The sequence below is a fragment of the Pseudomonas kribbensis genome, from assembly GCF_003352185.1.
Classification (GTDB): domain Bacteria; phylum Pseudomonadota; class Gammaproteobacteria; order Pseudomonadales; family Pseudomonadaceae; genus Aquipseudomonas; species Aquipseudomonas kribbensis.
On sequence record NZ_CP029608.1, the window covers coordinates 3,343,251 to 3,356,793 of the forward strand.

A 13,543-nucleotide genomic window follows, 5' to 3' on the forward strand; every position below is an offset into this window, starting at 1 on the left:
ACTGAAACCGGTTTCAGACAATAAGAAGACCCAACCGTGAACGACTTCTCCGCCGCCCAGCGCAGCCGCGTCACCATGCTCGACGTCGCCGAACACGCGGGCGTGTCCAAGGCCAGCGTCTCGCGCTTCATCGGCGATGACCGCGCCCTGCTCTCCGATGCCATCGCCCAACGCATCGAGCAGTCCATTGCCGAACTGGGCTACCGTCCCAATCAAATGGCCCGAGGCCTGAAGCGCGGTCGCACTCGCCTGATCGGCATGCTGGTGGCCGATATCCGCAACCCTTATTCGATTGCCGTGATGCACGGGGTGGAAACCGCCTGCCGCCGGCACGGCTACAGCCTGGTGGTGTGCAACACCGACCGCGATGACGAGCAGGAACGCCAGCACCTGGCGCTGTTGCGCTCGTACAACATCGAAGGGCTGATCGTGAACACCCTCGGCCATCACCGGGATGAGCTGGACGAGTTGAAGCGGGAAATGCCGCTGGTACTGGTGGATCGCAAGGTCGACGGGCTGGACAGCGACATGGTCGGGTTGAACAACCCGCTGGCCATCGAGATGGCGCTGGAGCATCTTCAGCAGCGTGGTTACCGCGATATGCTGATGGTGACCGAACCCTATGACGGCACCAGTTCGCGGATCGAGCGGGTCAGCAGTTTTCAGCAGCAGATTGGCCAGCGCAAAGACATGCGTGGCGCGGTGCTGGAAACCGGCCCAAGCCTTGCGAACGATCTTCAAACCTTTTTGAACACGCCTGCTATCGGGCCGAAAGCCCTGTTCTGCGCCAATGGCGTGGCGGCGCTGGCCTGCACCCTGGCCTTGCGCGAATTTGGCTGCCGGTTGTTCGAGGATGTCGGGTTGATCGCGCTGGATGATCTGGATTGGTATCCGCTGGTAGGCAGCGGGATCTCCGCCCTCGCCCAGCCAACCGCCGAGATTGGGGCACAGGCATTTGAATGCTTGCTCAAGCGTTTACGTGGGAATGACGAAGCGGCGCGAACCGTGGATTTTGCACCGGTGCTGGTCGAGCGTGGTTCGACGCGCAGCAATGCGGAATAAGGCCCTACGGGGCCACCCAAATTTTTTTGAACAAAAATGAAACCGGTTTCAGAGGTAGATAACAATGAATAAACCTGCCGTTTCCATCAGTCTCTCCAGCTACGGCGCCGACCTTGTGCGTCGCCGTGGCCAAGGCTCGTTCATCGAGGTGCTGGCCGCTGCGGGCGCCAATCGCATCGAATGGCGCGAAGAGCTGCTGACCAACGAAGTCCCCGAACAGCTCGCCGCCGCAACACAAGCCGAAGGCCTGCAAAGCATCTACTCCTCGCCCACCGAGCTGTGGCTGGCCGGCCAGTCGCGGCCCAATCCCGAACTCATCACTGCACTGCAAAACGCCGAAGCGTTCGGTTCGAAGTGGCTGAAGGTTTCCCTTGGTTTTTTCACTGACAACAACGATCTGCAGACACTATCGCAGATCCTTGCGCAAAGCCCTGTGCAGTTGCTGGTAGAGAATGATCAGACCCTGCATGGCGGTCGCATCGAACCATTCCAGCGCTTCTTCGCCGCCGTCGAGCAACACAACCTGCCGATCAAGATGACCTTCGACATCGGCAACTGGCAGTGGCAAGACCAGTCCGCCACCAGTGCCGCACGGTTGTTGGGGCGCCACGTCGGCTACGTGCATTGCAAAGCCGTGGCCCGCCGTGCGGACGGCAAACTGGTAGCGGTGCCACCGGCCGCCACGGATCTGCATCTGTGGGAACAACTGCTGCGGCACATGGCCCAAGGGGTCATGCGCGCCGCCGAATACCCGTTGCAGGGCGATGACCTGGTGCAACTCACCACCGAACACGTCGCCGCCCTCGCCCGCCTCGGCCAATCCCGCCTGGAGCCTGCTCATGTCTGAGATCGATATTCTGTCGTTCGGCGAAACCATGGCCATGTTTGTCGCCGAACAGAGCGGTGATCTGGCATTCGTCGACCAGTTCCACAGGCGGATTGCCGGGGCGGACAGCAATGTGGCCATCGGTTTGTCCCGGTTGGGTTTCAACGTTGCCTGGCTGAGCCGGGTGGGCGCTGATTCGCTGGGTCGTTTCGTGATCGAAACCCTGCACCGGGAAGGCCTGGATTGCAGCCATGTCGAAGTCGACAGCGCGCACCCGACCGGCTTCCAGCTCAAATCCCGCAACGATGACGGCAGCGATCCGACGGTCGAGTACTTCCGCCGGGGTTCGGCAGCCAGTCATCTGTCACCGCAGTCGATCACCCCGACACTGCTGGGTGCCCGACATCTGCACGCCACCGGCATTCCCCCGGCGCTGTCAGCCTCGGCGCGGGAAATGTCCCATGAGCTGATGACCCGCATGCGCACCGCCGGGCGCAGCGTGTCGTTCGACCCGAACCTGCGCCCGAGCCTGTGGGCCAGCGAACGGGAGATGATCACCGAAATCAACCGCTTCGCCGCCCTCGCCCACTGGGTGTTGCCGGGGTTGAGTGAAGGTCGGCTGCTGACCGGATTTGACGACCCGGCGGATATCGCCGCGTTCTATCTCGATCAGGGTGCCGAAGCTGTGGCGATCAAACTCGGGCCGCAGGGTGCGTATTACCGCACGCATCTGGATCAGGGGTTTGTTGCCGGGGTGCCGGTTGAAACCGTGGTCGATACGGTCGGCGCCGGTGACGGTTTTGCAGTGGGCATGATCAGCGCCCTGCTGGAGCATCAGAGCTTTCCCGAGGCGGTCAGACGTGCCAACTGGATTGGCAGCCGGGCGGTGCAGAGCCGTGGCGACATGGAGGGTTTGCCGACCCGATCCGAACTTTCGGCTGAACTGGAGGCCGTCAATCGCGAGCAGGCTCGCTCCCACAAGGGTTCTGAGTTGGAATCCGATCCAGTGTGGGAGCGAGCCTGCTCGCGATAAGGCCAGTGCAAACAACAGATTTTTTTGAACCTGCTGCGACAAAAACAACAAGCTCAGGAGCAAGACCATGAAAACCGCAACCCTCGCCACCCGCCGCTGGTGGTACATCATGCCGATCGTGTTCATCACCTACAGCCTGGCGTACCTGGACCGGGCCAATTACGGTTTCGCCGCCGCGTCCGGAATGGCTGCCGACCTGATGATTACGCCGGGTCTGTCCTCGCTGCTCGGCGCGCTGTTCTTCCTCGGTTACTTTTTCTTCCAGGTGCCCGGCGCGATCTACGCGCAAAAGCACAGCGTGAAGAAGCTGATTTTCGTTAGCCTGATTTTCTGGGGCGGGCTCGCCACGCTGACCGGCGTGGTCTCCAACGCCTATTGGCTGATCGTCATCCGCTTCATGCTCGGCGTGGTCGAAGCGGCGGTAATGCCGGCGATGCTGGTGTACCTGTGCCACTGGTTCACCCGCGCCGAACGCTCCCGGGCCAACACCTTCCTGATCCTCGGCAACCCGGTAACGATGCTGTGGATGTCGGTGGTTTCGGGTTATCTGGTGCAGCATTTCAGCTGGCGCTGGATGTTCATCATCGAAGGGCTGCCGGCGGTGCTCTGGGCGTTTATCTGGTGGAAGCTCGCCGATGATCGTCCGGCCCAGGCCAAGTGGCTGAGCGACCGGGAAAAGCACGATCTGGAAAGCGCCCTCGCCGCCGAACAGGTCGGGATCAAAGCCGTGAAGAACTACGCCGAAGCCTTCCGCTCGCCGAAGGTGATCATCCTGGCGCTGCAGTTTTTCTGCTGGAGCATCGGCGTCTACGGCTTCGTGCTGTGGCTGCCGTCGATCCTCAAGGCCGGCGCGCAGATGGACATGATCGAGGCCGGCTGGCTGTCGGCGTTGCCGTATCTCGCGGCGGTGATCGGCATGCTGCTGGTGTCGTGGGGCTCGGACAAACTGCAAAAGCGCAAACGTTTCGTCTGGCCGCCTCTGCTGATTGCCTCGGTGGCGTTCTACGGCTCCTACGCCTTGGGCGCGGAGCATTTCTGGTGGTCGTACACGCTGCTGGTGATCGCCGGCGCCTGCATGTACGCGCCTTATGGGCCGTTCTTCGCCATCGTCCCGGAGATCCTGCCGGCCAACGTTGCCGGTGGCGCCATGGCGCTGATCAACAGCATGGGCGCGCTCGGCTCCTTTGGCGGCTCGTATCTGGTCGGCTACCTGAACAGCTCCACCGGTTCGCCCGGTGCTTCGTACCTGTTGATGAGCGGCGCGTTGCTGCTCTCGGTGGTGCTGACGATTTTTCTCAAGCCCGGCTCCAGCGACCGGGTGACGGCCAAGCGTGTCGCACCGCGTCCGCTGCCGGCCCATTCCTGAATTGATAGAGAGATGACTGCGATGAAAAAGCAGGTTGTGCTGTACAAAAAACTGTCGCCTTCGCTGATGGCGCGTCTGCAAGAGCAAGTTGATGTAACGCTGATCGAAAGCCTCGACGCGGATGGTCTGATGAAACTGCGTGACGCCCTGCCCGCCGCCCATGGTTTGCTCGGTGCCAGCCTCAAACTGGACGCGGCGCTGCTCGATCTGGCGCCGCAGCTCGAAGCGATTTCCAGCGTTTCGGTGGGCGTCGACAACTACGACATCGACTACCTGACCCGGCGCCGGATTCTGCTGACCAATACCCCGGACGTGCTCACCGAAACCACCGCCGACACCGGTTTCGCACTGATCCTGGCCACCGCCCGGCGGGTGGTGGAACTGGCGAACATGGTGCGCGGCGGTCACTGGCACCGCAGCATCGGCCCGGCGCATTTCGGCACCGATGTGCACGGCAAGACCTTGGGCATCATCGGCATGGGGCGGATCGGTGAGGCGTTGGCCCAGCGCGGGCATTTCGGGTTCGGGATGCCGGTCATCTATCACAGCCAGTCGCGAAAGCCGGCGGTCGAGGCGCGATTCGATGCGCAGTACCGCAGTCTGGAGGATCTGCTGCGGCAGGCGGACTTCATTTGCCTCACGTTGCCGCTGACGGCGCAGACTGAAGGCTTGATTGGCGCAGAACAGTTTGCGTTGATGCGCCCGGAAAGCATCTTCATCAACATTTCACGGGGCAAGGTTGTAGATGAAGCGGCGATGATCGAGACCTTGCGGCACAACCGGATTCGCGCTGCGGGGCTGGATGTGTTCGAGCGTGAGCCGCTGAATCATGACTCGCCGTTGTTGCAGTTGAACAACGTGGTGGCGACACCGCATATGGGTTCGGCGACCCATGAAACGCGAGAAGCGATGGCGCGGTGTGCGGTGGAGAATCTGTTGGCGGCGTTGGGTGGGGAGAAGCCAATGAATCTGGTGAACTCATCAGCTTGGCAGAGCTGAAACTCTCAGCGCTTGTACCGGCCCTTTCGCGAGCAGGCTCGCTCCCACAGGTCTTGTGTACACCGCAGTACACTTTGGGAGCGAGCCTGCTCGCGAAGGGGCCAGTCAAGACAACACAGAACCTTCAGGCGCTGCGCACTTGCAGAAGCTGCGCAGCGCACAAGGCAATCCGCGAACACGCATCCGCCAGCTTCACCCGATCCACCACCAGCCCGATACGGATGTGCCCCGCCGCACTGGGTCCGAACGCTTCACCGGCCAGCACCGAAACTCCATACCCTTCCAGCAGCCGCTCGGCAAAACCCTGCGCGCCGATCCCGGTCTGGCGCACATCGACCATCACGAACATCCCGCCATCCGGCCTGATCGGGTACAACCCCGGACAGCCGCGCAACCGCTCGCACACCAGATCCCGGCGCAACCGGTATTCCTCGCGCATCTGCGTCACTTCCGGCAAATCCTTCTCCAGCGCGACCTGCGCGGCTTTCTGTACGAAGTCTGGCAGACCGAACAGCATGCTCAACGACAGATTCACCAGATGCTCGGCCAACGGCTTGGGCCCGATCATCCAGCCGATGCGCCACCCGGTCATCGCATGGGATTTGGACAGGCTATTGATAGTCGCCGTGCGCTCGGCCATGCCCGGCAGGCTCGCCGGGCTGACATGCGAGCCTTCGTATAACAATTCGCTGTAGACCTCATCGCTGATCAGCCACAGGTCATGACGGATGCACAGCGCTGCCAGCTCCTGCCAGATCAGCAACGACAGACTGGCGCCGGAAGGATTGTTGGGACTGTTGAGCAGCATGGCCCGAGTCTTCGGGGTGATGCGCGCCGCGACATCCACCGGATCGACACGAAAGCCGTTTTCCGGCCGCACTGGCACCGGCACGACGGTTGCGCCACAGGCGCCGAAAACACCTTCGTAGGTGACATACATGGGTTCGGCGACGATGACCTCATCGCCCGGATCGAGCAGACATTGCGCCACCGAATACACCGCGCATTGCGCGCCCGGCAGCACAATCACATGGTCAGCGTCCACGTCCTGGCCGCTGCGTCGCCAATGACGCTCGGCGATCCTTTTGCGCAGCTCCATCCGGCCGCGCACTTCGGAATAATGGGTATCGCCCGCCAACAGGCTGTCGATGGCGCCGTGGATGATCGGCAGCGGTGTATCGAAATCCGGATCACCCACCGATAGCAGCAATACATCGACCCCTTCGGCGCGCAGCTCCAGCGCTCGGTCGTGAATCCGCCAGGCCGCTGCTCCCTCCCCGGCGATTCGTTGGGTCAAGGCTGAATAGCGCATGTACGTCTCCTGATTGCGCGGTCTCCAGCCTTCACCCTAGGTCAAATCACAAACCGCGCCACCATCGCATTCAAATCCACCGCCAGACGCGACAGTTCGTGAGTGGCGGCGCTGGTCTGGTTGGCCCCGGCCGCCGATTGGGTGGCCAGATCGCGGATATTCACCAGGTTGCGGTCGACTTCACGGGACACTTGCGCCTGCTCTTCGGACGCACTGGCGATTACCAGATTGCGCTCGTTGATCTGGTGAATCGATTGAGTAATCTGCTCCAGCGCGACGCCGGCGGCACGGGCCATTTCCAGAGTTGTCTGGGTGCGCTGGTTGCTTTGCTGCATCGACTCGACCGCTTCGCCGGTGCCGTTCTGGATGCCGGCGACCATTTTTTCGATTTCCTGAGTCGATTGCGCGGTGCGGTGAGCCAGGGCACGAACCTCGTCTGCCACCACGGCGAAACCACGCCCGGCTTCACCGGCACGGGCCGCTTCGATGGCAGCGTTGAGTGCCAGAAGGTTGGTCTGTTCGGCGATGGCACGGATCACGTCCAGCACCTTGCCGATGTCGCGGCCCTGAGCGGCGAGGCCTTCGATCATCTGTGCGGTGTTCTGCACGTCCCGGGTCATGGTCTGGATCGCATCGACGGTTTTCACCACTTGATCGCGACCTTCACGGGCGGCGTGGGTGGACTGGTTCGACGCTTCGGAGGTCGACACCGCGTTGCGTGCCACCTCTTCCACCGCTGCAGTCATTTCGTTGACGGCGGTGGCGGCCTGTTCGATTTCGTCGTTCTGCTGTTGCAGGCCACGGGACGCTTCTTCGGTCACGGCGCTGAGTTCTTCGGCAGCGGCGCCCAGTTGCGTGGCGGAACCGGCAATCTGCTCGATGGTCTTGCGCAGGTTTGCCTGCATCACAGACAAGGCTTCCAGCAGACGCGCCGGTTCGTCCTTGCCGTCAACTTCAATGGCTTTGGTCAGGTTGCCGCCGGCGATGGTTTGCGCAGCGGCCACGGCACGGTTCAACGGGGTGACGATGCTGCGGGTCAGCATCAAGGCCAGCAGCACGGTAGCCACAGCGGCAATGATTGCGACGATAACCACGCCGGTGATGGCGCTGTCGTAATGTTCGCCCGCCTCTTGTGCAGCACCTTTGGCGCCGGCGGCGTTGATCGCAATCAGTTTGTTGAGCTGCTCGCCCATCAGGTCGGTGCCGTCCTTGATCTTCGTGTTGATCAGGGTGCGCATGTCCTCGACCTTGTCCTGGCGGGACAGCTCCATCATCTGGTTCTGGGCTTGCAGGTAGTTGTCCAGTGTCGTCGTGAACGCCTGATATTGTGCCTTCTCATCGCTATCGGCCGGCAATGCGGCGTAGGCGGCCTGGGCGCTGCGCACCTTGTCGACGAGGACGCCGATGCGGGTCTGTGCATCCTGCAGACCAGCGGCGTCTCGGTTGACCAGAATGCGGAAAGAGAGGATCCGCAGGCGCAAGACGTTTTCCGTCACCACGCCAAGGTAGGCGACGCTGGGCAACTGATTTGTCTGCATCTCGACGGACGCCTGGCGGATGACCGACATGCGGTTGACGGCGAACACGCCGAGCACGATCACCAACAGGGCAATAAAGGCAAAACCGAGGAAGGCACGGGGCGCGATGTTCAGATTACGCAAGGACATAGTAGGACTCTCGGATGATTGAAACTGCGAGCGTCCATGCCGTAATCACTGCCCCGCGAGAGCGGGTTTCAGTCCGGCGTCACTGTGCTGGGAAATCTTCTGTGCGCCTGATCGCTGTATCGGCCAGGCTTTAGGAAGTTTGCGTGTAAAGAAGAAATATTTTTCAAAGTGTTGCGAGTGTTTCGCTATTGAAACACCCGACGTTTTAGATGATGGGTGACAGGTCAGGCCGGAGTTGCCATGCGCCAGACGCGGGCAATGTCCGTGGCACGTTCGCGCAACAGACGCGGCGCTTCGGCGCAGGCTTGTTCGAGGGTCATCGGACCACTGGTGACGGCGAATGCCGCATCGATGCCGTTCTCGTAGAGCGCCTGATAACCCTCGCCCAGAGTGCCGGCGATGACAATCACCGGTACGCCATGTTGCTTGGCGATCCGAGCCACGCCGAACGGAGTTTTGCCGCGCAGGGTCTGGGCATCGAAACGCCCTTCGCCAGTGATAACCAGATCCGCACCTTTGACGGCATCGGCCAGCCCGACCAGCTCCGCGACCACTTCAACCCCGGCCTGAAACCGTGCGCCGAGAAACGCCTTGGCCGCAAAACCCAGTCCACCCGCTGCACCGCTGCCCGGCTCGTCCCGAACATCCTTGCCCAACGCTTGCGCGCAGAGTTCGGCGAAGTGACCGAGGGCTTGATCCAGTTGCTGCACTTGCGCCGGGGATGCGCCTTTCTGCGGGCCGAAAATCGCCGAGGCGCCGTGAGGGCCGCACAGCGGATTGTTGACGTCGGCGGCGATGTCGAAACGGACTTGTGCCAGACGCGGGTCAAGTTCACTCAGGTCCAGTCGTGCGAGTTGCGCCAGCGCCAGACCGCCCGGCACCAGTGATTGCCCTTGAGCATCCAGCAGTTTCACGCCCAGCGCCTGCATCGCGCCGGCGCCACCGTCGTTGGTGGCGCTGCCGCCGATGGCCAGAATCACCCGTTGTGCGCCGGCGTCCAGCGCTGCACGGATCAGTTCGCCGGTGCCGAACGTGCTGCTGATGCACGCATCCCGCTGCCCTGGCGGCACCAGTTGCAAGCCGCTGGCTTCTGCCATTTCGATGATCGCGGTGTGGTTGTGCGGCAGCCAGCCCCACGCGGCTTCGACCGCCGCGCCCAACGGGCCACGCACACGGGTACGGCGCAGTTCGCCCTCGCAGGCGTCGAGAATCGACTCCACCGTCCCTTCGCCACCGTCGGCCATCGGGCATTTGACCAGCGTCGCCTGCGGCCAGACCTGCGCCAGGCCCAGGGCGATGGCTTCTGCAACGCCTTGGGCACTCAGGCTGTCCTTGAACGAATCGGGGGCGATGACGATTTTCATGCGAATTCTCCAGTTCCAATGCCCCTCATGCTGCCAGTCGCTTGAAACGTTGACGCCTGTCCGCTGCACAAGTGGCGCAGGCGTTTATTGTTCATTTCGACAAATCGTCAGTCTGTGGCAGCAATTGCACCCCGAGATACAGCGCCAACATGCCGTCGAGCCTCAGCGGATCGACCCCGCTCAACTCGGCAATCCGCTCCATCCGATAACGCAGGCTGTTGCGGTGAATCCCCAAGGCATCGGCGCAGGCCTGGCTTTGCCCGTCGTGATCGCACCAACTGCGCAAGGTCGCGAGCAACTGGCCATTGCTGTCCTTGGCGATGACTTTGCGCAACGGTTTAAGCAGTTCATCCAGCGCATCATCGTTGCGATGGCGCCAGAGCATCACCGGCAGGCGATAGCGATTGAGAGTCAGCAGTCGTGAACGGGGCAGCACTTCGCGGCCATAGGCGAGCAAGTCGCCGACCCGCCGATAACAACGGCGCAGCCCGGTCAGCCCGTCGGCCTGCCCGCCGACCGCAATGCGCAGGATGTTCCAACCGAGGCCATCGAGTTTTTCCAGCAGGCGATCATGCTCGACGTTCTGACTTGCCGGCCGGCACCACAGCAGCGACGACTTGGCTGAACTCACGCACCAACTGTCCGGATAGCGCGACATCAGCCAGGCACTCAGCGCCTCGACGGTTTGCCCCGGCCCGTGCTCCAGGCCCAACTCAAACAGATAAGGCACCCGCGTCAGTTGCGGTTTCAACCCGAGCTGCTGGGCCTCGTCGACCAGCCTTGGCGAATCACCCGCTTCGCTCAACAGCAGCGCGAGCAAGTCATCGCAACGTTGCCGCCGCCACTGCTGCTCGGATTGCTGATTGCGCTGGCCAACGAGCATTTCAGCCGTCATGCGCACCAGCTCGGCGTAAGTACGCAGTTGCTCTGGCTCGCCGGTAATGCCGAGTACGCCGATCAAACGCTGATCGAGCAACAACGGCAGATTGATCCCCGGCTGCACGCCCTTCAAATGCACCGCCGTCTGCGCGTCGATCTCCACCACCCGCCCGTTGGCCAGCACCAGTTGCGCGCCTTCGTGGCGGGTGTTGATCCGCTCCGGTTCGCCGCTGCCGAGGATCAGCCCCTGGCTGTCCATGACGTTGACGTTGTAGGGCAAAATGGCCATGGCCCGGTCGACGATGTCCTGGGCGAGGTCGTGATCGAGTTCGAACATAAGGGGAAAATCCTTGAAAACAGGCGCGGACGGTTGTTCACCCGCACAGGGTCTGCCGGCAAACCCTGTGCTCAGGCACAAAGACAATCCGGCCAAAGGTGACCGAGACTCTCAGGGCGATCAACGTTACCCTTTGCATCGCAAAAAATCATAATAAAGAGAGAGCCGCCATGTCGCAGAGCGCCGCTGCCGCCCAGACCATTGCTGACGATAAAAATGCCGTCTACAAACGCATCACCCTGCGTTTGATCCCCTTCATCTTCATCTGCTACCTGTTCAACTACCTCGACCGGGTCAACGTTGGATTCGCCAAACTGCAGATGCTCGACGCGCTGAAATTCAGCGAAACCGTGTACGGCCTCGGTGCCGGTATCTTCTTCATCGGCTACGTGCTGTGCGGCGTGCCGAGCAACCTGGCCCTGACCAAATTCGGCCCACGGCGCTGGATCGCGCTGATGATGATCACCTGGGGCACGCTGTCGACCTGCCTGCTGTTCGTCACCACACCGACCCAGTTCTACACCCTGCGCCTGTTCACCGGCGCGGCTGAAGCCGGGTTCTTCCCGGGCGTTGTGCTGTATCTCTCGCAGTGGTTCCCGACCTTCCGCCGTGGCCGGATCATGGCGCTGTTCATGTCGGCGATTCCGGTGTCCGGCCTGCTCGGCAGCCCGTTTTCCGGCTGGATCCTCAATCACTTCGCTGCGGGCCAGGGCGGTCTGGCCGGCTGGCAGTGGATGTTCCTGCTGCAAGGCATTCCGACTGTAATCCTCGGCGCACTCGCCTACTTCCTGTTGAGCGACAACTTCGCCGCTGCCAAGTGGCTGACCCCGCACGAACGTTCGGTGCTGGAAGCGGATCAGGCGGAAGACCTGGCGAACAAACCGAAAACCACCTCCGATTCGCTGATCGCCGTGTTCAAGAACCCGGCGATCTGGGCCTTCGGCCTGATCTACTTCTGCATCCAGAGCGGCGTGTACGCGATCAACTTCTGGCTGCCGTCGATCATCAAGAACCTCGGTTTCAGCGATAACCTGGTGATCGGCTGGTTGAGCGCGATTCCGTATCTGCTGGCGGCGGTATTCATGCTGGTGGTCGGTCGTTCGGCGGACTTGCGCAAAGAACGTCGCTGGCATCTGGTGGTGCCGATGTTGATGGGTGCTGTCGGCCTGTTGATCGCGGTGAACTTCGCGGCGAATCCGGCGATTGCGATTCTCGGCCTGACCATTGCGACCATGGGCGCGCTGACCGGTCTACCGATGTTCTGGCCTGTGCCGACCGCCATGTTGAGCGCGGGTGCTGCGGCGGGTGGTCTGGCGTTGATCAACTCCATGGGGCAGATGGCCGGATTCCTCAGTCCTTATCTGGTGGGTTGGGTCAAGGACAGCACCGGGTCGACTGATGCGGCGCTTTATCTGCTGGCGGGTGTGATCGTTGGCGGGAGTCTGCTGGCGTTGCGGATGACGCGGACCTTGCGGGCCTGATTATCGGCAGACACACAAAAACGGCCCATTTCGGGCCGTTTTTTATTGGCGCTCTACGATCGGTCAGGGCCGGGTTTCAACCGCTGTGTCCAGATTATCCAGCACCCGATTTACCGCCAGTTCCGCCAGCATGATCAGTTGCCCGATACCCAGCAGCACATGCCGCTGCGGCGCCTCGATCATCCCGGCGAAATCGCTGGCCATGGTTTTGGCGGAGGTCAGGGTTTCGCAGGCATCGGCCAATAGTTCTTCGCTCGGGATGCCGGGGGCGATGAGGTAGCGGGTGTTGGGTTTGAGCAGGGGTTTTCTGGGGTGGAACGGATTGAGGTAGTGATCGAGGGCGCGGTCGGCGGCTTCGTGGAATTTCTTGGAGTCGAGGGTTTCGTAGGGGGACGTTGAATCGGCTTCGGGCGGGTTGGGTGTTGGTTTGATCACGTTTGAATCTCCAAATCAGAAAAATGGAGCCATCAAACTTCGCTACCAAACGAAGAGGTGGTGGCCGTACACGGGTTGGTAGACCGGTGACTTGGAGAACCGGCGCGCTCGAAAGCGCCCCGCGCATGGCCACCATAAAAGCACGGACGGTTAAGCGTCCGAATACGGTGAGTTGCGCAACAAGTCAGAACCGGGCTACCAAACCCCATCGCTGTTTTTCAGCGACGAGATAACGATAAAACCCGGCCTATAAGCGCACAAGCCGGCGGATTCTGGCGCAGTCGTAGGCAACGGCGCAAGGTTGTGTAGCCTGGGGTGCGTGTCTGAACGTGTCCTTTAAACACCACGATTAAACACTCATAAAATCCCCGTTTTTGCATCCAGCTCCAGCACCAATCCCCCCGGCATCTGCACAAAAATCTGCCAGATCCCGTCCTCCGGTACCTGCGCCAGTTGATACGGCAACCCACTGCCCTGCACCCGCTTCAAAACCACCGCCGCATCTTCATCTGTACGAAACGCAATATGACTCAACGCCGCCTCATCGAGCGCAGGCTGCTCAATCACATGCACCAACGCCTGCCTATCCTGATACAACCACCGCCCGGGAAACGGAAACGGCGGCCGCCGCCCCGGCGTCAATCCCAGTAACGCACCAAAAGCGTCCTGCAGCGCCTGACCGTCAGCGGTGTTGAAGGCGAGATGATCGAATGTCCACGTCATGTCTGTCTCCTGCAGTTATTCAGGATTCCAGTATCTGCGCTTGCCAATCCCGGAAAAAT

The 13,543-nt window shown here is 61.5% G+C and carries 12 protein-coding genes; 6 read left to right on the top strand and 6 right to left on the bottom strand.

What is annotated here, in order from left to right; all coding sequences use genetic code 11:
• Nucleotides 1-36: 36 nt before the first annotated feature.
• The 5 genes from DLD99_RS15185 to DLD99_RS15205 all read left to right on the top strand — a co-directional run bounded on the left by DLD99_RS15185 (nt 37) and on the right by DLD99_RS15205 (nt 5,286).
• Entirely contained in the window at nt 37-1,062 is a 1,026-nt protein-coding gene (locus tag DLD99_RS15185; protein ID WP_114883297.1) for a LacI family DNA-binding transcriptional regulator, read from the top strand.
• A gap of 64 nt (nt 1,063-1,126) precedes the next feature.
• Nucleotides 1,127-1,909 (top strand): sugar phosphate isomerase/epimerase family protein, encoded by a 783-nt coding sequence (locus DLD99_RS15190; protein WP_114883299.1) that lies wholly within the window; start codon nt 1,127-1,129, stop codon nt 1,907-1,909.
• The gene (locus tag DLD99_RS15195; RefSeq protein ID WP_114883300.1) at nt 1,902-2,921 is read left to right on the top strand and encodes a sugar kinase; all 1,020 of its coding nucleotides are present in this window, start codon (nt 1,902-1,904) and stop codon (nt 2,919-2,921) included. Before DLD99_RS15190 ends, DLD99_RS15195 begins: the two co-directional genes overlap by 8 nt.
• Before the next feature lie 67 nt (nt 2,922-2,988).
• On the top strand, nt 2,989-4,287 hold the full coding sequence (locus DLD99_RS15200; RefSeq protein WP_114883302.1) for an MFS transporter: 1,299 nt from the start codon (nt 2,989-2,991) through the stop codon (nt 4,285-4,287).
• Nucleotides 4,288-4,308: 21 nt separating this feature from the next.
• Nucleotides 4,309-5,286 carry a 2-hydroxyacid dehydrogenase gene (locus DLD99_RS15205; RefSeq protein WP_114886699.1) on the top strand — a complete coding sequence of 326 codons (978 nt, stop codon included), beginning with the start codon at nt 4,309-4,311 and terminating at the stop codon, nt 5,284-5,286.
• A 124-nt stretch (nt 5,287-5,410) separates the two neighbouring features.
• Here the strand turns inward: DLD99_RS15205 and DLD99_RS15210 are convergent, their stop codons facing one another.
• The 4 genes from DLD99_RS15210 to DLD99_RS15225 all read right to left on the bottom strand — a co-directional run bounded on the left by DLD99_RS15210 (nt 5,411) and on the right by DLD99_RS15225 (nt 10,845).
• The gene (locus DLD99_RS15210; RefSeq protein ID WP_114883304.1) at nt 5,411-6,598 is read right to left on the bottom strand and encodes a pyridoxal phosphate-dependent aminotransferase; all 1,188 of its coding nucleotides are present in this window, start codon (nt 6,596-6,598) and stop codon (nt 5,411-5,413) included.
• 41 nt (nt 6,599-6,639) lie between these two features.
• A complete protein-coding gene (locus tag DLD99_RS15215; RefSeq protein ID WP_114883306.1) occupies nt 6,640-8,265 on the bottom strand; it encodes a methyl-accepting chemotaxis protein in 1,626 nt (541 codons plus the stop codon).
• Between the two features lie 224 nt (nt 8,266-8,489).
• The gene (locus tag DLD99_RS15220; RefSeq protein WP_114883308.1) at nt 8,490-9,629 is read right to left on the bottom strand and encodes a glycerate kinase; all 1,140 of its coding nucleotides are present in this window, start codon (nt 9,627-9,629) and stop codon (nt 8,490-8,492) included.
• 91 nt (nt 9,630-9,720) lie between these two features.
• Nucleotides 9,721-10,845, bottom strand: a complete 1,125-nt coding sequence (locus tag DLD99_RS15225; protein WP_114883310.1) for a sugar diacid recognition domain-containing protein — start codon at nt 10,843-10,845, stop codon at nt 9,721-9,723.
• Between the two features lie 170 nt (nt 10,846-11,015).
• On the opposite strand from DLD99_RS15225, the gene DLD99_RS15230 reads away from it, so the two are divergent.
• Nucleotides 11,016-12,326: an MFS transporter gene (locus tag DLD99_RS15230; protein WP_114883312.1), complete on the top strand. Its 1,311-nt coding sequence runs from the start codon at nt 11,016-11,018 to the stop codon at nt 12,324-12,326.
• A 63-nt stretch (nt 12,327-12,389) separates the two neighbouring features.
• Here DLD99_RS15230 and DLD99_RS15235 read toward each other — a convergent pair whose 3' ends face one another.
• Entirely contained in the window at nt 12,390-12,761 is a 372-nt protein-coding gene (locus tag DLD99_RS15235; protein WP_114883314.1) for a DUF6124 family protein, read from the bottom strand.
• A 357-nt stretch (nt 12,762-13,118) separates the two neighbouring features.
• Nucleotides 13,119-13,484 (bottom strand): VOC family protein, encoded by a 366-nt coding sequence (locus tag DLD99_RS15240; RefSeq protein WP_114883316.1) that lies wholly within the window; start codon nt 13,482-13,484, stop codon nt 13,119-13,121.
• Nucleotides 13,485-13,543: the final 59 nt, after the last annotated feature.